This window comes from Streptomyces sp. NPDC054961, assembly GCF_053609145.1.
In genome coordinates this window covers 49,761-71,117 of sequence record NZ_JBSGWY010000035.1, presented here as the reverse complement: position 1 = coordinate 71,117, position 21,357 = coordinate 49,761, and the positions used below count along the sequence as shown (strand labels likewise).

Annotated in this window: 14 protein-coding genes; 9 read left to right on the top strand and 5 right to left on the bottom strand. The window is 74.1% G+C overall.

The features are described from left to right. Positions 1-84 precede the first annotated feature (84 nt). The 4 genes from ACWF9Z_RS27165 to ACWF9Z_RS27150 form a co-directional block, all read right to left on the bottom strand. Positions 85-1,695, bottom strand: coding sequence for an alpha/beta hydrolase (locus tag ACWF9Z_RS27165; RefSeq protein ID WP_453606057.1), 1,611 nt, complete (start codon positions 1,693-1,695; stop codon positions 85-87). A 76-nt stretch (positions 1,696-1,771) separates the two neighbouring features. Continuing rightward, a complete protein-coding gene (hemG, locus tag ACWF9Z_RS27160) occupies positions 1,772-3,160 on the bottom strand; it encodes a protoporphyrinogen oxidase (protein WP_453606056.1) in 1,389 nt (462 codons plus the stop codon). 64 nt (positions 3,161-3,224) lie between these two features. After that, complete coding sequence (locus ACWF9Z_RS27155; protein ID WP_453606054.1) at positions 3,225-3,728, bottom strand: hypothetical protein; 504 nt, start codon at positions 3,726-3,728, stop codon at positions 3,225-3,227. Positions 3,729-3,760: 32 nt separating this feature from the next. Then, the gene (locus tag ACWF9Z_RS27150) at positions 3,761-6,643 is read right to left on the bottom strand and encodes a lysylphosphatidylglycerol synthase transmembrane domain-containing protein (RefSeq protein ID WP_453606052.1); all 2,883 of its coding nucleotides are present in this window, start codon (positions 6,641-6,643) and stop codon (positions 3,761-3,763) included. 131 nt (positions 6,644-6,774) lie between these two features. On the opposite strand from ACWF9Z_RS27150, the gene ACWF9Z_RS27145 reads away from it, so the two are divergent. From ACWF9Z_RS27145 to nudC, 5 genes are all read left to right on the top strand, one after another. Further along, positions 6,775-7,122, top strand: coding sequence for an MGMT family protein (locus ACWF9Z_RS27145; protein WP_356654979.1), 348 nt, complete (start codon positions 6,775-6,777; stop codon positions 7,120-7,122). 267 nt (positions 7,123-7,389) lie between these two features. Beyond that, positions 7,390-10,923, top strand: coding sequence for an ATP-dependent helicase (locus ACWF9Z_RS27140; RefSeq protein ID WP_453606050.1), 3,534 nt, complete (start codon positions 7,390-7,392; stop codon positions 10,921-10,923). Positions 10,924-10,969: 46 nt separating this feature from the next. Continuing rightward, on the top strand, positions 10,970-14,704 hold the full coding sequence (locus ACWF9Z_RS27135) for a UvrD-helicase domain-containing protein (protein WP_453606048.1): 3,735 nt from the start codon (positions 10,970-10,972) through the stop codon (positions 14,702-14,704). Between the two features lie 10 nt (positions 14,705-14,714). Beyond that, entirely contained in the window at positions 14,715-16,127 is a 1,413-nt protein-coding gene (locus ACWF9Z_RS27130; RefSeq protein ID WP_453606047.1) for a dipeptidase, read from the top strand. 63 nt (positions 16,128-16,190) lie between these two features. Next, a complete protein-coding gene (gene nudC / locus ACWF9Z_RS27125) occupies positions 16,191-17,141 on the top strand; it encodes an NAD(+) diphosphatase (protein WP_453606045.1) in 951 nt (316 codons plus the stop codon). A gap of 59 nt (positions 17,142-17,200) precedes the next feature. On the opposite strand, the gene ACWF9Z_RS27120 is transcribed toward nudC, so the two are convergent. Further along, on the bottom strand, positions 17,201-17,461 hold the full coding sequence (locus ACWF9Z_RS27120; protein ID WP_356654937.1) for a mycoredoxin: 261 nt from the start codon (positions 17,459-17,461) through the stop codon (positions 17,201-17,203). 156 nt (positions 17,462-17,617) lie between these two features. Between ACWF9Z_RS27120 and ACWF9Z_RS27115 the strand changes: the two genes are divergently transcribed. The 4 genes from ACWF9Z_RS27115 to ACWF9Z_RS27100 all read left to right on the top strand — a co-directional run bounded on the left by ACWF9Z_RS27115 (position 17,618) and on the right by ACWF9Z_RS27100 (position 21,205). Beyond that, complete coding sequence (locus ACWF9Z_RS27115; protein ID WP_453606044.1) at positions 17,618-19,783, top strand: ATP-dependent DNA helicase UvrD2; 2,166 nt, start codon at positions 17,618-17,620, stop codon at positions 19,781-19,783. Between the two features lie 170 nt (positions 19,784-19,953). After that, positions 19,954-20,307, top strand: a complete 354-nt coding sequence (locus ACWF9Z_RS27110) for a hypothetical protein (RefSeq protein WP_453606042.1) — start codon at positions 19,954-19,956, stop codon at positions 20,305-20,307. Between the two features lie 197 nt (positions 20,308-20,504). Beyond that, positions 20,505-20,876 (top strand): WhiB family transcriptional regulator, encoded by a 372-nt coding sequence (locus tag ACWF9Z_RS27105; protein ID WP_453606041.1) that lies wholly within the window; start codon positions 20,505-20,507, stop codon positions 20,874-20,876. Continuing rightward, on the top strand, positions 20,873-21,205 hold the full coding sequence (locus ACWF9Z_RS27100) for a hypothetical protein (protein ID WP_453606039.1): 333 nt from the start codon (positions 20,873-20,875) through the stop codon (positions 21,203-21,205). Before ACWF9Z_RS27105 ends, ACWF9Z_RS27100 begins: the two co-directional genes overlap by 4 nt. Positions 21,206-21,357 lie beyond the last annotated feature (152 nt).

Below are 21,357 nucleotides of genomic sequence, written 5' to 3'. Positions count from 1 at the left end.
CGAGGTACGGCCCCTCCGGCGTGTCCGGCGGGTGGCCCCCCATCTGATCGTTCATGACGTCCAGGCCCCCCGGAGGCGCCTGCGCTACACCGAAGACGGCAGCGGGGTGGGGGCGGACGGGGGCGCGGACGGGGGCGGCGCGGTGGGCGAGGCCGTGCAGACGGTGTTCGCGGGGGGAACCTTGCCGTCCAGCAGGTAGGAATTGACCGCCTCCTGCACGCACTTGTCGCCGCTGTTGTACGCGCCGTGACCCTCGCCCTTGTACGTCAGCTCCACACCGACGCCGGGGCCCAGCCGCTCGACCATCTTGCGCGCGCCCTCGTACGGGGTCGCCGGGTCACCGGTGTTGCCGATCACCAGGATCGGCGCCGCGCCCGGCGCGGACACGTCCGGGGTGTTCCAGGCGCCCGGGACGGGCCAGTCGGTGCAGCTCATCATGGCCCAGCCGAGGAACTCCCCGAAGACGGGCGAGGCGGCGCGGAACTCCGGCAGCTTGGCCTTCGTCTGCGCGAGGGTGTAACGGTCCTTGGAGTCGGCGCAGTTGATCGCCGTGTTCGCGGCGCCGATGTTGCTGTAATGGCCCTGCTGATCGCGTCCGTTGAGCGAGTCCGACAGGGCGAGGAGCAACTGGCCCTGGCCGCCTTCGGCCTCGTCGAGCCCTTGCTCCAGCAGCGGCCACAGCTCCTGGGAGTACAGCGACTGGGCGATGCCGTTGGTCGCGGCCGTCTCCGTCAGCATGCGGTCGCCGATGCCGGCGATGGGCTTGGCCGCCAGCTCCTTCTGGAGCTTGATGATGTTCGCCTCGATCTCCTTGACGGTGCTGCCCTGGAGGCGGCAGGCGTCGCCGCGGTTCAGGCAGTCCTGGGCGAAGTTGTCGAGCGCGAGCTGGAAGCCCTTGGCCTGGCCGAGCGCCCCCTGCTCGGAGTCCTTGGTCGGGTCGACGACGGCGTCGAAGACGGCCCGGCCGACGTTCTTGGGGAAGAGGTGGGCGTAGACCCCGCCGAGCTCGGTTCCGTAGGAGATGCCGAAGTAGTTCAGCTTCTCGTCGCCGAGTGCCTGGCGGATCCGGTCCAGGTCGCGGGCGGCGTTCTCCGTTCCCACGTGGGGCAGCACCGTGCCGGCGTTCGTCACGCAGGCCTTCTGGTACTTCTCGATGTTGTCGAGGAAGACCTTCTCCTCCTCCGGGGTCGCGGGGGTGGAGTCCGCGGAGTAGTACGCGTCCAGCTGCTTGTCGTTCTCGCAGGTGACGGGCGCGCTGCGGCCGACCCCCCGGGGGTCGAAGCTGACCAGGTCGTACCGGTCGCGCAGGGCCGCGTACTCGCCGGCCGCCCCGGGCAGGGTGGCGATGCCCGAGCCGCCGGGGCCGCCGAAGTTGAAGACGAGGGACCCGAGCCGGTTCTTCTTGTCCCGGGCCTTGGCCCGGATCAGGGCGAGCTCGATCGTCTCGCCCTCGGGCTTGGCGTAGTCGAGGGGCACCTCGAGGACGGCGCACTGCCAGTCCTTGCCGGGTACCTGCCCACCGCCCTGGGCGGCGGTGGGGGCCTCGCAGTCGCCCCACTTCAGGTCCTTGGCCCCCTGGGCGGCGCCGTCCTTGCCCCGCTTCCCGCCGCCCCCACCGTCGGAGCAGGCACTGGTGGCGAGCAGCGCGGCGGCAGCGGCGGCGGCAGCGGCGATCCGGAGGGTGTGGGTCGGCATGTCCCCATCGTGTGGTCCCCCCGGCCGGGCCGCCCGCGCGCTGACCCATCCGGGTCAGGCGGGCGCTCGGGTCCGGCTACGACTGCGCCAGGATCTGACGGGCCGCGGCGCGGCCCGTCGCGACGCAGGCGGCCACGCCGACGCCCTCGTAGGCCGCTCCGCACAGGGCCAGGCGCGGGAGCTTGCCCGCGGCCTCGCGGATGCGGGCGACGCGTTCGCGGTGGCCGACGCCGTACTGGGGCAGGCCGCGGTCCCAGCGGGTGACGCGGCTGGCCAGGGGTTCGCCCATCGGGCCGACCGCGCGGTGGAGTTCGGCGATGGCCGAGCGGACCAGGTGGCGGTCGGAGCGGCTCAGGAGCTCGTCCTCGCCGATGCGGCCGATGGAGGCCCGGAGCACGAAGGTCTCGGGGGCGGAGTCGTGGAGCCAGGACCACTTGTTGGAGAGGAAGGAGGCGGCCTTCAGGGTGTGGCCGTCGACCGGCGGCACCAGGAAACCGTTGCCCGTGGGGAGGAAATGGGCCTGTGCGCGGGAGAAGGCCATGGTGATGACGGCCGTCGAGGCGTGCGGGATCGAGGAGAGCTCGGCCTCGGCCATCGGCGAGTGGGGACGCAGCAGCTCGGCCGCCGCGAAGGCGGGCAGCGCGAGGATCACGGCGTCGGCCTCCATCGTCAGCACGCCGTCGCCGGTCATCGCCTGGACGCGCCAGCGGTCGCCGGCCACCCGCTGGAGCGAGCGGGCCGTCGTGCCGGTGAGGACGCGCGCCCCGCAGGCGTCCGCGACGGCCGCCGGGAAGCGTCCGGTGCCGCCGACGACGCCCCGTACGGCCACGGCCGCCGAGCGCGGGGCGCCGGCGGAGCGCATCCGGCGCAGGGCGGGCAGCAGGGGAGCGCCCCGTTCGGCGAGGGCCGCGATCCGGGGCATGGCGGCGCGCAGCGAGAGCCGCTCGGCGAGGCCGGCGTAGACCCCGCCCAGCAGGGGTTCGACGAGGCGGTCCACGGCCTCCTGGCCGAAGCGGGCCCCCAGGTAGGCGCCGACCGAGCAGTCCTCGGTCAGCGGCGTGGCCGGGAGGGTCTCCTCGGCGGCGACGCGCATGACGCCCTCGGGGGAGAGGAGTCCGGTGCCGATCAGGGCGGAGGGATCGGTCGGGACGCCCATCACATGGCCGGGGGGCAGCGGGCGCAGCGCGCCGTTGGTCCAGATGGTGGTGGGTGCCTGCGCCGGGTCGCAGAGGGAGTCGCCCAGTCCGACGGCGGCGGCCAGTTCCACCGCCTCCGGGCGCAGGGCCATGAGGGATTCCGCGCCCTCGTCGACCGTGATGCCCGCGATGGTGCCGGTCCGCAGCTTCCCGCCGACCCGGGCGTTGCTCTCCAGAACGGTCACGTCGGCCTGGCCGCGCAGCTGCCAGGCCGCGGCCAGACCGCTGATCCCGCCGCCGATGACGATCACTGAACGTGTTGTGCGCATTGCCCATCTCCTGGCCCGGCCCGTGGCCGATTCATCCCTTTTGAAACATAGGGGAGCCGGCGCCTCAGCGCCTCGTGCTTTCGGCCAGAGCGCGGAGGTCTTCCTGATGGGGGAAGCTGCCCGGCTCGTACGCGCGGTACGGGTCGGCCTCCAGCACGTCGTCCGTGAAGCCGGAGGCCCGGGAGCGCGATCCCCCGCCCACCGTCCTGAACTCGCACGCCCCGCGCTTCCCGCGCGGGTCGCGCAGCGTGGTGAACAGCGCCGAGCCCCGGTAGATGTCGGTCAGCGCGTGGTTCTTCACGCTGCCCGCCGAGACGGGCAGGAAGCCGCTGGGGTGCACCTCGCCGGTGTGTGAGACGAAGACGAACCCGCGGCCCGAGGAGACGTCCATCGGCGGCCGGCGCACGGACCGCTGCCGGCCGTCGAAGAGCCCGAGTTCGCGTGCGCGGGCGGAGAGGTGCTCGTAGAGCCCGCCCAGGACCGGCCGCTCGCCGCGCGCGGGCGCTGCCGAACGGGATCGCGGCGGTGGTTCCGGCGTGCGGGATGCTGCGATCCCCTTCGGGCCCACCCGGCCCGCGCGGTCGCCCTGTCCGCCCCTCGTCAGATGGCCTCTTTGCGGGTCAGGAAGTTGAACGAGATCCAGCCCGGAAGCACCGGGATCCAGAAGGTCATGAGCCGGAACAGGAGCACCGCCGAGATCGCGACCTCCTTGTCCAGCCCCGCCGCGATCAGGCCCAGGGTCAAGGTGGTCTCCACCGCGCCCATGCCGCCCGGCGTCGGCGCGGCCGACCCCAGCGCGTTGCCCGCGAGGAAGACCACCGCGATGCTCGCGTAGCTGATGTCCTGGCCGCCCCCGAACGCCCGGATCGACGCGTCCAGGCACATCACGAAGCAGCCGGTCAGCAGCAGCATGCCGCCGATGCCGGTGACGAGCTTCTGCGGCCGCTGCAGCACGTCCAGCATGCGCGGCACGACGCCGGCGAACAGCGCCCGGACCCGCGTCACCACGAACTTCCGCATGAACGGCACCGCCGTCACCACCAGCACCAGTACCGCCACCGTCAGCAGACCCGCGATGACCGTCCGGGACGGGGTCATCTCCGGGGTCTTCTCCGTCCCCGTCAGATAGCCGAAGGACAGCAGCAGCAGGATGTGGCTGGCCAGCCCGAACAGCTGGGAGGCGCCCACGCTCGCCACCGCGAGCCCCGGCCGGACCCCGGCCCGCTGCAGGAACCGGGTGTTCAGGGCGACACCGCCCACCGCCGCCGGCGCGACCAGCTTCACGAAGGAGCCCGCCACCTGCGCGAGTACGGTCCGCACGAACGACACCCGCTCCGGCACGAAGCCCAGCAGGCTCATCGCCGCCGCGAAGTACGTCAGCACCGAGAAGGCGAGGGCCGCGCCGACCCAGCCCCACTGCGCCTCGCCCACGATGGTCCCGAACTCCACGTGGGCCAGCTGCGTGAGCAGGAAGTACGCGCCGAAGGCGCCGGCGATGAACGACACCAGCGTCCGCGGCCGGATCCGCTCCAGCCGGGCCGGCTCCACCGGAGCCTGCGGACGGATCAGCAGCACCTGCTGGCGGATCTGGCTCAGCAGGTCCTCCTCGCGCGCGCCGTCCAGGGCGTCGTCCAGCGCCCGCTTCTCCGCCTTCTTGTCCGCCGCCGCCGAGGCGGCGGCGGAGCCCGCGGCCGTCGCGGAATCCGCCTCGCGCGCCGCCTTCGCCGCCCGCGAGGACTCCAGTACGGCCTCCCGCTGCCGGTCCGCGCGCTCCCGCGCGAGCCTGCGCAGCGTCGACCGCGTGGAGCGGCTCAGGGCGATCGGCTGGAGCAGCGGCAGGCAGTCCGCCACCGCGTCCGGGCCGAGCACCGACACCGCGGAGGCGACCGACCGCTCGGCGCCGACCCGCAGGCCCAGCGTGGTCAGCAGCTGCGCGATGTCCATCCGCAGGACCAGGTCCCCGGCCGCGATCTCGCCGCCGCGCAGATCGGTCAGGGTGATCGTGCCGGAACGATCCACCACGAGCGCGTCGCCGGTCAGCCTCCGGTGCGCGATGCGCCGGGACTGCAGGGCCCGCACCTGCTGCCACGCGTTGCGGCTCAGGGCGTCGGTGATCTCCTCGTCGGCCAGCGAGTCCAGGCTCCGGCCGCCCAGGTGCTCGTACACGAGCATCACGGCGTCCGGTCCGAGCTCGGAGGTGGCGATCAGCCTGGGCGCGTTGGCTCCGGCGGCGATGGCCGCGTAGGCGAGCAGCGCCTCCTGCTCCAGGGCCTGGCGCAGCGACTGGAGGCTCCGCCGGGTGGTGATGCCGCGCAGCGTGAGGCGGCGCCAGACCCGGTAGTAGAAGCCGTGGGCCTGCTGCTCCCGGTCCACGACGGTGACGTCGAGCGCCGGGCCGTCCTCCAGCGTGACGTGGTAGCGCCGGCCGCGGTCGCTGACCTCGGTGCTGTCGGGACCCTCCGGGGCCTCGGCGCGCATCGCGCTGACCGGCTGGAAGCCGACCCGGCGCAGTCCGGCGAGGAGGTTCTGTCCGGTGGGCCGCACGTTCGGCGAGCCGACCGCGTACAGGGTTCCGTACGCGACGCTCCAGCCGATCAGCACGGTCAGGATGATCGAGAAGGGCGTGGTGTAGCCGCTGACCAGCATCGCGAAGGCGTCCAGCAGCAGGACCACCCACAGCGCGACCCGCCAGCGCGGCCGCCGTGTCATCCCGACGGCGGTCATGTACGCGATCACGGGCGCGAGGTAGCCGTGCACCGGATCGGTGAGGGTCCCGCCGAGCCCGGTCGGGCGGGTCAGGGCGTCCTGGATGGTCTCGGAGGCCCCTTGGGAGACCCAGAGGTCGGTGGCGAGGGTGACGCCGTGCGCGAGGACGGCGGCAAGCACGCCGTCGGCGATGCGCAGCCCGTCGCGTTTGATCAGCCGCTCGATGGCGAAGGCGACCGGGACGAGGAGCACGGCGATGCTCGACACCAGACCGGCGACCTTGATCAGCACGTCCGGCGCCTGGCCGGTGCCGTTGCTGATGTCCTGCTCCAGGCCGGCGGTGGTCTGGTGGGCGAAGGCGGCGATGGCGAGGAGGACGGCGATGCCGAGGACGCCGACGAGGAGGCGCACGAGGTCGGAGGGGCGGTGGACGCGGGCGGCCAGCAGCGGCTCGTCGACCTCGACCTGGTCGGCGGCCGTCGGGGTGTGCCCGTGGGGCGCCTCGGTGTCCTCGCAACCGGTGCCGGTGCCGGTGCCGGTGCCGGTGTCCGTGCCCTTGCCCTTGCCCTTGCCGGTGTCCGTGCCCCTGCCGGTCCCGGCGTCGGACGCGGAGACCTTGGAGGGCGAGGGCAAGGGCACGGGGGCGGGTTCGCTGGCAGGGTCGCGGGCAGGGTCGTGGGGAGGACCTGGTGCGGGGCCGTCGTCCGGGCGCGCACCCTCGTCCGCTGCCGCGCCGTTCGGAGGGCTCACACCCTGCTCCTTTTCCGTCACTTCCATCTCTTCTTGATCACCTATCACGCGTCACCGCCCGGAAGATGGTGGCACGGACCGGCCGCCGCCCGGGGCAGCAGGGTGCGAGCCGGTCCGGAACACGACCTTCCGCGGCCGTGCCGCTCGAGTGCGGCACCATGGGCCGGATGAGCGAAGAGCTGCCCGCGTACGCGGAGCGGGTGCTGGAAGCGGCCGAGCGGATTCCGCCCGGCCGGGTGATGACGTACGGCGATGTCGCGGAGTGGCTCGGCGAGGGCGGACCCCGCCAAGTGGGCCGCGTCATGGCGCTGTACGGCGGAGCCGTGCCCTGGTGGCGCGTGGTGCGGGCGGACGGGCGTCCCCTGCCCGGAAGCGAACGGCGCGCGCTCGAGAACTACCGCGCCGAGGCCACCCCGCTGCGCCTGACCGGCGACGGCGAGCCGCGCCTGGACATGCGTCGGGCGCGCTGGGACGGGGACGCCGGACAGGACGAAGGTCACATGTGACAGCTTCGGCCATGCACGGCCCGAACGGGCGGTCGAAGGAGCGCACGAAGCCCCGTACGGGGGACGCGTGGGCCCGGATGGCAGCCGGGACGCCGGCCCCGGCCGCCGGCCCGGCGCGGGCGCGGAGTCGTCCCCGCGGGCCGCGGACGAGACTGCGCGGGCCGCACGGGTTGCCGTAGCGTTGCCTCTTCGGCTCTGGCTTCGGCTGCGGGCCCCATCACGGCAGCGACCGCTGCGACGGCAGACCCACCAGGACCGGCACCCCACGTGAACACCTCTTCCTCCGACGGCCACCGCACCGAGCGGCGGCGTGCGCGGACCCCGGACGCGTACCGCCTCGTGCGCACCGGGCCGCAGCGGGTGGATCCCGTGGTGCTGGACGCAGCACAGCGCGCGGTGGTTGAGCACACCGGCGGACCGCTGCTGGTCCTGGCCGGACCCGGCACCGGAAAGACGACCACGCTGGTCGAGACGGTCGCGGCCCGCGTCGAGGCCGGCGCCGACCCCGCGCGCGTCCTGATCCTCACCTTCAGCCGCAAGGCGGCGGTGGAACTGCGCGACCGGACCGCCCTGCGGCTCGGCGGGGCGCGCGCCCCGCAGGCCACCACCTTCCACTCCTTCTGCTACGGCCTGGTCCGCTCCCATCAGGACACCGACCTGTTCGCGGACCCGCTGCGGCTGCTGTCCGGCCCGGAGCAGGACGTCATGGTCCGCACCCTGCTGGAGGGCCAGCGCCGCATCCGCTCCATCCGCTGGCCGGACGACCTGCGGGCCGCCCTGACCACGCGCGGCTTCGCGGACGAGGTCCGCGCCGTGCTGGCCCGCGCGCGCGAGCTGGGGCTCGGCCCCGCCGAGCTCTCCGACTTCGCGTCCCGCACCGGACGGCCCGACTGGAAGGCGGCGGCGGCCTTCCTCGCCGAGTACCTGGACGTCCTGGATCTCCAGGGCACCCTGGACTACGCCGAGCTCCTGCACCGCGCGGTGCTGCTCGCGGAGCGGACGCCCGCCCTGTCGTCCCTGTACGACGCGATCTACGTGGACGAGTACCAGGACACGGACGCCTCGCAGCTGCGCCTGCTGCGCGCGCTGGCCGGCCCGGCGGGGCGGCTGACCGCCTTCGGCGACCCCGACCAGTCGATCTACGCCTTCCGCGGCGCGGACATCAACAACATCCTCGACTTCGAGACCTCCTTCCCGGGCGCCCGGGTCCACGCGCTGACCGTCTCCCGCCGCTCCTCCGCCGGACTGCTGGCCGCCACCCGGCAGCTGACCTCCCGCATGCCGATGCCCCGCCTGCCCTCCGCGGCGGTACGGGCCCACCGCGCGCTCGCCTCCACCCGCGAGGGCGGCCGGGCCGAGGTGTACACCTACCCGACGGCCGGCGCCGAACTGGACAACATCGCGGACATCCTGCGCCGCGCCCACCTGGAGGACGGGGTGCCGTGGCAGGACATGGCCGTCCTGGTCCGCGCGGGCGGCCGCACCCTGCCGCAGATGCGCCGCGCCCTGATCGCGGCGGGCGTGCCGGCCGAGACGGACGGCACGGACACCCCGCTGCGCCACGAACCCGCCGTCGCCCCCCTCCTGATGGCCCTGCGCACCCTGGCCCTCGCCGGCCCGGACAGCCCCCTCGCCGGCCCGGACCCCGCCGTCGAGGCGGACGCCCTCGCCGCGGGAACCCCCGCCGAGGCCGCCCGCGCGGCCACCGGCGCCGGCTCGGAGGAGCCGGCCGCCGAGACCGGAGCACCCGCCGGGGAGCCCGCCTCCGATACCGGGCCTGACGCCGACGCCGATACCGGGCCTGACGCCGACGCCGTGCCCGCCGACGCCGATGTCGACGCCGTGCCCGCCGACGCCGACGCCGAGACCGCTGACGCCGTGCCCGCTTCCGCCACCGCGGACGCCCACGACGCCGGGTGGGTCGGCGTCGAGGCCGCGCTCGTGCTGCTCGCCTCGCCGCTGGGCGGGATGGACTCGGCCGACCTGCGCCGGCTCGGCCGCGCGCTGCGCGACGAGGAGCGGGCCGCCGGGATCAGGACCCCCGCCCCCTCCGACGTCCTGCTCGCCCGCGCCCTCGCGGAGCCCGAGCGGCTCGTCGCGCACGACCCCGCCTACGCGCGCGGCGCGCAGCGCCTCGGCCTGCTCCTGCGCAAGGCCCGCGAGCTCCTGGCCGGCGGCGGCACCGCCGAAGAGGTCCTGTGGACCCTCTGGGACGGCACCCCCTGGCCGCAGCGGCTGGAGCGCGGCGCCCGCCGCGGCGGTCCCGCCGGCCGCAACGCCGACCGCGACCTCGACGCGATCTGCGCGCTCTTCGACACCGCCGCCCGCGCGGAGGAACGTACCGGCGGCCGCGGCGCGCTCAACTTCCTCGAACAGCTCGAGGCCGAGGACATCGCGGGCGACACCCTCACCACCCGCGCCGTCCGCCGCGAGGCCGTCCGCCTCATGACCGCGCACCGCTCCAAGGGCCTGGAGTGGGGGCTCGTCGTCGTCGCCGGGGTCCAGGAGGGGCTCTGGCCCGACCTGCGCCGCCGCGGCTCCCTCCTCGAAGCCGACCGCATCGGACGCGACGGCCTCGCCGAACCCCTCACCCCCGGCGCGCTCCTCGCCGAGGAACGCCGCCTCTTCTACGTCGCCGCCACCCGTTCCCGGGAGCGCCTCGTCGTCACCGCCGTCAAGGCACCGGCGGACGACGGCGACCAGCCGTCCCGCTTCCTGGGCGAGCTCGGCGTGCCCGTCAAGGACGTCACCGGCCGCCCCCGCCGCCCGCTCGCCGTCCCCGCGCTCGTCGCCGAGCTCCGCGCCACCACCGTCGACCCGGAGGCCTCCGAGGCCCTGCGCGAGGCCGCCGCCCGCCGCCTCGCCCGCCTCGCGGTGCTCACCGACGACGAGGACCGCCCGCTGGTCCCGGCCGCGCACCCGCAGCGCTGGTGGGGCCTGTACGAGCCCACCCGCAGCAGCGTCCCGCTCCGCGACCCGGACCGGCCCGTCGCCCTGTCCGGCTCCGCCCTGGACCAGCTCGCCAACACCTGCTCCCTCCAGTGGTTCCTGGGCCGCGAGGTCAAGGCCGACGCCCCCTCCACCGCCGCCCAGGGCTTCGGCAACGTCGTGCACGTCCTCGCCGACGAGGTCGCCTCCGGGCGCACCCCCGCCGACCTGGCCGTCCTGATGGAACGCCTCGACTCCGTCTGGGACGCGCTCGCCTTCGACGCGCCCTGGAAGTCCCGGCAGGAGAAGGACAACGCCCGCGCCGCCCTGGAGCGCTTCCTGCGCTGGCACAACACCGACCGCGGGGGACGGGCGGCCGTGGCCACGGAGCACGACTTCGACGTCACGATCGAAGCGGGCGAGTACGCCGTCCGCGTCCGCGGCTCCATGGACCGGGTCGAGGCGGACCCGCAGGGGCGTGCGTACGTCGTCGACTTCAAGACCGGCAAGTCCGCGCCGACGGCGAAGGAGGTCGATCGCCACCCGCAGCTCGCCGTGTACCAGCTCGCCGTGCGCGAGGGCGCCGTCGACGAGGTCTTCGAGGGCCTGCGCCCCGAGCCGGGCGGGGCAGAGCTCGTCCAGCTGCGCCAGGGCGCCGCCCAGCGCGACGGCGGGGACACCGTCCCCAGGATCCAGGCGCAGCAGGCCCTGGAGGCCGGTGCCTCCGGCGAGTGGGTCGGCGACCTGCTCGCCACCGCCGCGGGCCGGGTCCTCGACGAGCGCTTCGCGCCCGCCGTCGGCAAGCACTGCGACCACTGCTCCTTCCGCAGCTCGTGCAGCGCCCGCCCGGAGGGCCGCCAGAGCGTCGAGTGAACCCGGCGCGGCCGGGAGTGTCAGCGCGGGCGGCTAGCCTTTTCAGGTGTCCGCGCGTCCGTCCGTCCCGTCCGTCCAGCCCGCCTCTCCCGTGCTGACCGACCCCGAGCAGCTCAAGGAGCTCCTCGGGATTCCCTTCACGCCCGAACAGATGGCCTGCGTCACCGCACCGGCCGCCCCGCAGGTCATCGTGGCCGGCGCCGGGTCCGGCAAGACCACCGTCATGGCCGCCCGGGTGGTCTGGCTGGTCGGCACCGGCGTCGTCGCGCCCGAGCAGGTCCTCGGTCTGACCTTCACCAACAAGGCCGCCGGCGAGCTCGCCGAGCGGGTCCGCAAGGCCCTCGCCCGGGCCGGGATCAGCGACCCCGACCCCTCCCCGGCCGAGGCCGACGCGGCGGGCGGCGAGCCGCGCATCTCCACGTACCACGCGTTCGCCGGACAGCTCCTCAAGGACCACGGCCTGCGGATCGGCCTCGAGCCCAGCGCCCGGCTGCTCGCCGACGCCACCCGTTTCCAGCTCGCCGCACGCGTGCTCCGCGAGGCCCCCGGACCGTATCCGTCCCTGACCAAGTCCGTCCCCGACCTGGTCAGCGATCTGCTCGCACTGGACGGGGAGCTCTCCGAGCACCTCGTGGCGCCGGAGCGCCTGCGCGCGTACGACACGGAGCTCCTCTCCGTCCTCGCCGGCGCCAAGCTGAGCAACGAGGACCTGCGCAAGGTCCCCGAGGCCGTCCGCGGCCGCCTCGAGCTGCTGGAGCTCACCGAGCGCTACCGCGCGGCCAAGCGCTCCCGCGACCTCCTCGACTTCGGCGACCAGATAGCCCTCTCCGCGCAGCTGGCCACCACCCGGCCCGAGGTGGGGGCGCTGCTGCGCGAGGAGTTCCGGGTGGTGCTGCTGGACGAGTACCAGGACACCTCGGTCGCCCAGCGGCTGCTGCTGTCCGGGCTCTTCGGCGGGGGCACCGGGCACGCGGTGACCGCCGTCGGCGACCCCTGCCAAGCCATCTACGGCTGGCGCGGCGCCTCCGTGGCCAACCTCGACGACTTCCCCGAGCACTTCTCGTACGCCGACGGGAGCCCCGCCACCCGGTACTCGCTCAGCGAGAACCGGCGCAGCGGCGGCCGCCTCCTCGACCTGGCCAACGAGCTCGCCGCCCCGCTCCGTTCGATGCACGAGGGCGTCGAGGCCCTGCGCCCCGCTCCGGGCGAGGAACGGGCGGGCTCGGTCCGCTGCGCGCTGCTGGAGACCCACGCGCAGGAGCTCGACTGGCTCGGGGACTCGGTCGCCCACCTGGTCCGCACGGGCACGGAGCCGCGCGAGATCGCCGTGCTGTGCCGCTCGGCCGGGGACTTCGCGCGGATCCAGGCGGTGCTCGTCGAGCGGGACGTCCCCGTCGAGGTGGTCGGCCTGTCCGGGCTCCTCCACCTCCCCGAGGTCGCGGACCTCGTCGCGGTCTGCGAGGTGCTCCAGGACCCGGGGGCCAACGCCTCCCTGGTCCGGCTGCTCATCGGGCCGCGCTGGCGGATCGGAGGGCGGGACCTGGCGCTGCTGGGCCGCCGGGCGCGCACGCTGATCGCCCGCGCGCCGTCCGGGGCAGGTTCCGGTTCCGGTTCCGGCGACGAGGACCGTCTCGCGGCCGCCGTGGAGGGCGTGGACCCGGCGGAGGTCGTATCGCTGGCCGATGCGCTCGAAACGTTCCTGGACGGCTCGGGCTCGGGCTCCGGCCCCGGATCCAGGTCCGGCCCGGGCTCCGGCTCCGGCCCGGACGACCTGCCCTTCTCGGCCGCCGCCCGGGTCCGCTTCGCGCACCTCGCCCAGGAACTGCGGGACCTGCGGCGGTCGCTCGCGGACCCGCTGATGGACGTACTGCACCGGGTGCTGTCGACGACCGGCCTCGACGTGGAACTGGCCGCCTCCCCGCACGCGCTGGCCGCCCGCCGCCGGGAGACCCTGTCGAGCTTCATGGACGTGGCGGCCGGCTTCGCCTCCCTGGACGGCGAGGCCTCCCTCCTCGCCTTCCTGTCCTTCCTGCGCACGGCGGCCCAGTACGAGAAGGGCCTGGACCACGCGCTGCCCGGCGGGGAGAACACCGTCAAGGTCCTCACCGCCCACAAGTCCAAGGGCCTGGAGTGGGACGTGGTGGTCGTCCCCGACCTGTGCGCGGGTTCGTTCCCGAAGGAGAAGGCCCCCGAGGCCTGGACCTCGTACGCGAAGGTCCTCCCGTACGCCCTGCGCGGCGACGCGGCCACCCTCCCGGCGGCCCCGGAATGGACCGCGCAGGGCCTGCGCGCCTTCAAGTCCGCCCTCAAGACCCACAAGGCCGTCGAGGAACTGCGCCTGGGGTACGTCACCTTCACCCGCCCCCGGTCCCTCCTCCTCGCGTCGGGCCACTGGTGGGGCCCGACCCAGAAGAAGCCCCGGGGCCCGTCCGCCTTCCTGTCGGCCCTCCACGACCACTGCGCGTCCGGCCACGGCGAGATCGAGGCCTGGGCCGACGCGCCCGCGCCGGACGCCGAGAACCCGGCCCTGGCGACGGACTCCGCCCCGGACCACTCCTGGCCCCTCCCCCTGGACCCGGACTCCCTCGCGCTGCGCCGTCACGCGGCCGCCCTGGTCGAATCCCACCTTTCCCGCGCCGCCCGCACTCCGTCCCCGGAGCCGTTCGCGGAGCCCTTCGCGGAGCCCTTGGCGGAGCCGTCCCCGGAGCCCGGCACCTACCTCTGGCCCCCGGACTGCGAAGACCCCGCGTACGACGAGGAACCCCCGGAGGACCCGGACTGGCCGCACGCGCACGCGCCGGGGCCGGAGACCGGGCCTGCGACGGAGCCGCAGCCCGAGCCCGAGCCCGAGCCCGAGCCCGAGCCCGAGGACCGGGCCGCAGCCGAGCGCCACCCGGCCCCCGCCGCCCCCGCCGACCCGACCGAGGACCTCTGGCCGGAAGCCGAAGGCTGGGGCCCGCAGGAGCACGGCTCCGCCCACCCCGCCCCCGCCCCCGCCCCCGCCGGCCTCACCCCCGAGGACGCGCGGGCCGTCGCCTCCTGGGACCGGGACCTCGACGCCCTGGAGGGCGAGCTCCGCCGTGCCCGGGCGGCCGTCCGCGACGTCGAGCTCCCCTCCGCGCTCTCCGCGAGCCAGCTGCTCCGCCTCGCCGCCGACGAGCAGGGCTTCGTACGCGACCTCGCCCGCCCCATGCCCAAGCCCCCGCAGCCCGCGGCGCGCCTGGGCACCCGGTTCCACGCCTGGGTCGAGTCCCGGTTCGACGAGCTCCCGCTGCCCCACCTCGACGTCCTCGACCCCGTCGCCGACCTCCCCGGCTTCGACACCGGCGCGGCCGACGGCTCCGGAGCGGGCTCCGGACCCGGCTCCGACCAGGACATCGCCGACGAGGCCGACCTCGACTCCCTCAAGGCGGCCTTCGAGCGCAGCGAGTACGCCGACCGCACCCCGTACCGCATGGAGGCGCCGGTCCAGCTGACCCTCGCCGGCCGCGTGATCCGCGGCCGGATCGACGCCGTCTACCGCGACGCCGACGCCGGCACGTTCGAGATCGTCGACTGGAAGACCGGCCGGACCACCGAGGCCGACCCCCTCCAGCTCGCCGTCTACCGCCTGGCCTGGGCGGAGGCCACCGGCACCCCCCTCGCCGACGTCAGCGCCGCCTTCCTCCACGTCCGCAGCGGCCGGGTCATCCGCCCGCGGAACCTCCCCGACCGGGCCCGCCTTGAGCAGATCCTCCAAGGCAAAACGGACACGCGAAGTGACCGCCGAAGGGAAGGCTAGGCTCGTGGCCATGAGCGACACCCCGGCGGACAGCGTCGTCCGCACGTACATCGGCGCCCACCGCGCGGCCTTCCTCGACGACCTCGCCGAGTGGCTGCGCATCCCGTCCGTCTCGGCCCAGCCCGAGCACGCCGACGACGTGCGGCGCAGCGCCGACTGGCTGGCGGCGAAGCTGAAGGAGACCGGTTTCCCGGTCGCCGAGGTGTGGCGGACGGACGGCGCGCCCGCCGTCTTCGCCGAGTGGCCGAGCGAGGATCCCGCCGCCCCCACCGTGCTCGTCTACGGGCACCACGACGTGCAGCCCGCCGCGCTCGCCGACGGCTGGCACACCGACCCGTTCGATCCGGTGGTCAAGGACGGCCGGATGTACGGACGCGGCGCCGCCGACGACAAGGGGCAGGTGTTCTTCCACACCCTCGGCGTCCGCGCCCACCTCGCCGCGACCGGCGCGTCCGCCCCCGCCGTGCACCTCAAGCTGATCATCGAGGGCGAGGAGGAGTCCGGTTCGCCGCACTTCCGCGCGCTGGTCGAGCGCGAGGCGCGGCGCCTCGCCGCCGACGTCGTGATCGTCTCCGACACCGGCATGTGGTCCGAGACCACCCCCACCGTCTGCACGGGCATGCGCGGCGTGGCCGACTGCGAGATCGATCTGCACGGCCCCGACCAGGACATCCACTCGGGCGCCTTCGGCGGCGCCGTGCCGAATCCGGCGACCGTCGCCGCCCGCCTCGTCGCGGCCCTGCACGACGACCGCGAGCGGGTCACGATCCCCGGCTTCTACGACGGCATCGCCGAGCTCACGGACGCGGAGCGCGCGCTGATCGCCGAGCTGCCGTTCGACGAGGGCGAGTGGCTGCGCACGGCCAAGTCGCACGCGGCCTCGGGCGAGGCCGGGTACTCCACGCTGGAGCGCGTCTGGGCCCGCCCGACGGCCGAGGTCAACGGCATCGGCGGCGGCTACCAGGGCCCCGGCGGCAAGACCATCGTGCCCGCCTCCGCGCACCTGAAGCTCTCGTTCCGCCTGGTCTCCGGGCAGGACCCGTACGAGGTCGAGGCGGCCGTCAGGGACTGGGTCGCGGAGCGGATCCCGGCCGGGATCCGGCACGCCATCACCTTCGGCGCCCCCACCCGGCCGTGCCTGACCCCACTGGACCACCCGGCGCTGCAGTCGGTCGTGCGGGCCATGGGGCGGGCCTTCGGCCAGAAGGTCCGCTTCACCCGCGAGGGCGGCTCCGGGCCGGCGGCCGACCTCCAGGACGTGCTGGACGCGCCCGTCCTGTTCCTCGGCATCTCCGTGCCCTCCGACGGCTGGCACGCGCCGAACGAGAAGGTCGAGCTCGACCTGCTCCTGAAGGGCGTCGAGACGACGGCCTACCTCTGGGCCGACCTGGCCGCCCACTGGAAGCCGGCCGGAGCCGCCTGATCCCGCCCCGTCCCACCGCACACCCGTCCTGCTGAGCCTGCCTGTGTCCCACCACCGGGGGAGTTGGAAGTACCTGTGAGCACCCGTACCGAGCCCGAACGCCCGATCTCGCTCGCCGCGCCCAGCGGAATCGACCGCGCGGCCCACCACCGCCTCGACGAGGCGTGGCTCGCCGCCGCCTGGAGCCACCCGACGACCCGCGTCTTCGTCGTCTCCGGCGGCCAGGTCCTGGTCGACGACACCCCCGACGGCGCCACCGCCATCGTCATGACCCCGGCCTTCGAGGCCCCGGTCACCGAGACCCACCGGTACTTCCTGGGCACCGACGAGGACGGCGTACGGTACTTCGCGCTGCAGAAGGACTCGCTGCCCGGCCGCATGGACCAGTCGGCCCGCCCGGCCGGCCTGCGCGAGGCCGGCCTGCTGCTGTCCGCGCGCGACGCCGGGCTGATGGTGCACGCGGTGGCGCTGGAGAACTGGCAGCGCATGCACCGCTTCTGCTCCCGCTGCGGCGAGCGCACGGTGGTCGCGGCCGCCGGGCACATCCGCCGCTGCCCCGGCTGCGGCGCCGAGCACTACCCGCGCACCGACCCGGCCGTGATCATGCTGGTCACGGACGACCAGGACCGCGCGCTGCTGGGCCGCCAGGTGCACTGGCCGGAAGGCCGCTTCTCCACCCTCGCCGGGTTCGTCGAGCCGGGTGAGTCGATCGAGCAGTCCGTGATCCGCGAGGTGTGGGAGGAGGCGGGCATCCGGGTCGGCGAGGTCGACTACGTGGCCAGCCAGCCCTGGCCGTTCCCGTACAGCCTGATGCTGGGCTTCACGGCGCGCGCCGTGACCTCCGACATCACGGTCGACGGGGAGGAGATCCAGGAGGCCCGCTGGTTCTCGCGCGACGATCTGCGCGAGGCGATCGAGGCGGGCGAGGTCCTCCCGCCGGCCGGCATCTCCATCGCGGCCCGCCTGGTCGAGCTCTGGTACGGCAAGCCCCTGCCGCGCCCGACGGCGCCGTAGGACCCCGGAACGCGGAAGACCCCCGCCGGGGCGGGGGTCGCTCCGCGCGCGGGTGCGGATCAGACGGCGAGGGCCTGCTTCACCTGGGCCAGGCTCGGGTTCGTCATGACCGACTCGCTGCCGGCGGCGGACGTCACGAGGACGGTGGGCACCGTCTGGTTGCCGCCGTTGGCCTTCTCCACGAACGCCGCGGACGCCGGGTCGAGCTCGATGTTGATCTCGTTGTACGCGATGCCCTCGCGGTCCAGCTGGCTCTTCAGCCGGCGGCAGTAGCCGCACCAGGTCGTGCTGTACATCGTGACGGTGCCGGTGTCCTGCATGCTGCGCGCTCCTTCGTGATGGCTCGGTGGTCCGAGTACTCGAACGTACGGGACCGCCCGGCCATTCCCGTCCGGGCGGTGTGACAAGTACGACGGACAGGGGCAGCCTGTGGACAAGTTTCCCGTCCGCCTCGCGAGACCTGGCAGCATGGCGGGGTGACAGCAGCAACGCACTCCTCATCCTTCCCGGCCGGCGCCGACACGGCCGACGCGGTGCTCCTGGGCCTGGACCCGGAGCAGCGCGAGGTCGCGACGACCCTGCGCGGGCCGGTGTGCGTGCTGGCGGGCGCCGGTACGGGCAAGACCCGGGCGATCACCCACCGCATCGCCTACGGAGTCCGGTCCGGCCAGCTGATGCCGGCGAGCGTGCTGGCCGTCACCTTCACCAACCGCGCCGCCGGCGAGATGCGCGGCCGCCTGCGCCAGCTGGGCGCCGGCGGGGTGCAGGCGCGCACCTTCCACTCCGCCGCCCTGCGCCAGCTCCAGTACTTCTGGCCCAAGGCGGTCGGGGGAGACGTGCCCAGGCTGCTGGAGCGCAAGATCCAGTTCGTGGCCGAGGCGGGCGCGCGCTGCCGCATCCGCCTGGACCGGGGCGAGCTGCGCGACGTGACCGGCGAGATCGAGTGGGCGAAGGTCACCCAGACCGTCCCCGCCGACTATCCCGCGGCCGCCGTCAAGTCCGGCCGCGAAGCCCCCCGGGACCTGGCGGAGATCGCCCAGATCTACGGGACGTACGAGCAGCTCAAGCGCGACCGCGGCATGATCGACTTCGAGGACGTGCTGCTCCTCACCGTCGGCATCCTCCAGGACCGTCACGACATCGCCGAGCAGATCCGCAGTCAGTACCAGCACTTCGTGGTCGACGAGTACCAGGACGTCAGCCCGCTCCAGCAGCGGCTGCTCGACCTCTGGCTCGGCGACCGCGACAGCCTCTGCGTGGTCGGCGACGCCAGCCAGACGATCTACTCCTTCACCGGGGCCACCCCCGACCACCTGCTGAACTTCCGCACCAAGTACCCGCAGGCCACCCTGGTCAAGCTGGTCCGCGACTACCGCTCCACCCCCCAGGTGGTCCACCTCGCCAACGGCCTGCTGAACCAGGCCAGGGGCCGCGCAGCCGAACACCGCCTGGAGCTGGTCTCCCAGCGCGAGGCCGGCCCCGACCCGGTCTACGCGGAGTACCCGGACGAGCCCGCCGAGGCCGAGGGCACCGCCCGCCGGATCCGGGACCTGATCGCGGCGGGCGTCCCGGCGGGCGAGATCGCCGTCCTCTTCCGCATCAACGCCCAGTCCGAGGTCTACGAGCAGGCCCTCGCCGACGCGGGAGTCCCGTACCAGCTGCGCGGGGCCGAGCGCTTCTTCGAGCGCGCCGAGGTGCAGAAGGCGATCATGGCGCTGCGCGGAGCCGCCCGCTCCGGCGGCAACGACCCGCTGCTCGACGACGTCGTCGAGCTCGGCTCCCAGGTCCGGGCCGTCCTCAGCTCCACCGGCTGGACCGCCGAGCCGCCCGTGGGCTCCGGAGCCGTCCGCGACCAGTGGGAATCCCTGGCCGCGCTGGTCCGGCTCGCCGAGGACTTCGCCCGCGCCCGGCCGGGCGCCACCCTGGCCGACCTGACGATCGAGCTGGAGGAGCGCAAGGCCGCCCAGCACGCCCCGACCGTCCAGGGCGTCACCCTGGCCTCGCTGCACGCCGCGAAGGGCCTGGAATGGGACGCGGTGTTCCTCGTCGGCCTGACCGACGGCATGCTGCCGATCACCTACGCCAAGACCGACGAGCAGGTCGAGGAGGAGCGCCGGCTGCTCTACGTCGGCGTCACCCGGGCCCGGCACCACCTGACGCTCTCCTGGGCGCTCTCCCGCGCTCCGGGCGGCCGGGGCTCCCGACGCCCCAGCCGCTTCCTGAACGGCCTGCGGCCGGGCTCCGCGGCCCCGGGGAGCCCCATGGGCGGCGCGGCCGAGCGGGGGGCCCGCAAACGCGGCCGCCGCGGGCCGGCCCTGTGCCGGGTCTGCGGGAAGACCCTGACCGAGGCCGGCGAGCTCAAGCTGATGCGCTGCGAGGACTGCCCGTCGGACATGGACGAAGGGCTCTACGAGCGGCTGCGCGACTGGCGCGCCGTCCAGGCGAAGGAGCAGGGCATGCCCGCCTACTGCGTCTTCACCGACAAGACGCTGATGGCCATCGCGGAGGCCGCGCCCTCGGAGGAGGGAACGCTCTCGATGATCTCCGGAGTGGGCGGCCGCAAGCTCGAGCGGTACGGAGCCGACGTGCTGGCCATCTGCGCAGGTGAGGACCCGGGGACGGAAGATCCTGACGACGCGTAGAAACTCGTCGGAAAAATAGTTTGCACATGCCCAGCGAAGCCCCATAGGTTCTTAGCAACGGAAACGGTGGGCTTCTCCGAAGCCCCGGATCCGTGCTGTACTTATCCGAATACGCATGGGACCAGGCCTCCGGGCCGAAGTCCCCGAGACGCCGAGAGGAGGCGAGACCAGTGACCAGCTTCATCACCACCACCGAAATGACCGATCGCTCGGTCGCCGCTTCCTGCACGCTCGGTTCCTCCACGCTCCTTCCGCTCACGGGTACCGGTCTGTCCGCCATGCGCGCCGACAGCCCTGTCCTGGCCGCCATCGCGCCCGTCGCGCTGCTGGTCAGCGAGCGCAATGAGCGACCGGCCAAGGCACCGGTGGCAGTAATGGCAGCAGAAGCCCAGGCGCATGGCGCCTATGGATTCGCGGCCGCAGCCGGTGCCGGATCCCAGATGAAGCAGACGAAGCAGACGAAGCAGCAGCACCACCTGAAGTGGGCCTTCCGCGGGCTCGAACCCTGGAGTGATCCAGCCTGATCGCATGATCAGGCCGGCGCCTTCAGGGCCGCGGAACCCCACCCGGGATCCGCGGCCCTTCTGTTTGTCCCCGAACAGGGACGACGGAGCGAAGGGGCCTCGGGACTGGCAAGTCCAGTCGGTGTGACGAGGTGACCCAGCCGCCCCCGGCCGACCGGCCGGAACGACTAGACGACAAAGACGAGGAAGAAACCACCGTGCAACTCGAAGCGCACGCCCCGTCGGTAACCCAGACCCAGACCCTCTCCCCGCCCGCAGTCCCGGAGGACTCCACCTTGACTCCCCTCACCGCGCTGACCGCGCTCGATGACGCCATCGAGAACCTCGGCGTACCCGTTGCCTGCCGTACCTACGACCCCGAGGTCTTCTTCGCCGAGTCCCCGGCGGACGTCGAGTACGCGAAGTCCCTCTGCGGCACCTGCCCGCTGGTCGAGGCCTGCCTCGCCGGTGCGCTCGAGCGCCGCGAGCCCTGGGGTGTCTGGGGTGGCGAGCTCTTCGTCCAGGGCGTCGTGGTAGCGCGCAAGCGCCCCCGTGGCCGTCCGCGCAAGAACCCGGTTGTCGCGGCATGACCGCCAACGGAACCATCGACCGCCCCGTCACGCGCGACCCCCTGAAGCAGGCCCTCATGTCCCCGCACGCCACCACCAGCGAGCAGCCGCACGGCTCCGCCACCGCAGACTTCATCACCGCCGGCGCGATCACCTCGCGTCAGAACAGGACCCGCGAAATGCAACTCATCCCAGAAGCCATGGCCCGTGCCCATATGGCCGACCGTATGCGTGAGGTCGACGTCGAACGTCGCGCCCTGCGCGTGGTCGCCGCCCGCCGCATGCAGCGGCGCGCCGAGCGCGTCTCGCTGCGCGCCCGCCGCGCGCTGGCCATGGCCGTCATGCACTAAGAGCACCGACACGGCCCGGAGCACGACTCCGGCCCGAGACGCCCGGGGGGGGGGGGGGGGCGGCGCGCGCGCGCCCCCCCCGGGGGGGGGTGTAGGGCCGCCCACCCCCCGGGGACTCGGTGGGTGGGTGTCAGGCGCGCAGACACCCCCCC

Bases quoted from the DNA above. Each gene is read 5' to 3' on its own strand.
- ACWF9Z_RS27145 (WP_356654979.1), top strand. From the start codon at position 6,775: ATGGGCCGGATGAGCGAAGAGCTGCCCGCGTACGCGGAGCGGGTGCTG.
- ACWF9Z_RS27165 (WP_453606057.1), bottom strand. From the start codon at position 1,695: ATGCCGACCCACACCCTCCGGATCGCCGCTGCCGCCGCCGCTGCCGCC.
- ACWF9Z_RS27120 (WP_356654937.1), bottom strand. From the start codon at position 17,461: ATGCAGGACACCGGCACCGTCACGATGTACAGCACGACCTGGTGCGGC.
- ACWF9Z_RS27150 (WP_453606052.1), bottom strand. From the start codon at position 6,643: ATGGAAGTGACGGAAAAGGAGCAGGGTGTGAGCCCTCCGAACGGCGCG.
- hemG (WP_453606056.1), bottom strand. From the start codon at position 3,160: ATGCGCACAACACGTTCAGTGATCGTCATCGGCGGCGGGATCAGCGGT.
- ACWF9Z_RS27130 (WP_453606047.1), top strand. From the start codon at position 14,715: ATGAGCGACACCCCGGCGGACAGCGTCGTCCGCACGTACATCGGCGCC.
- ACWF9Z_RS27100 (WP_453606039.1), top strand. From the start codon at position 20,873: ATGACCGCCAACGGAACCATCGACCGCCCCGTCACGCGCGACCCCCTG.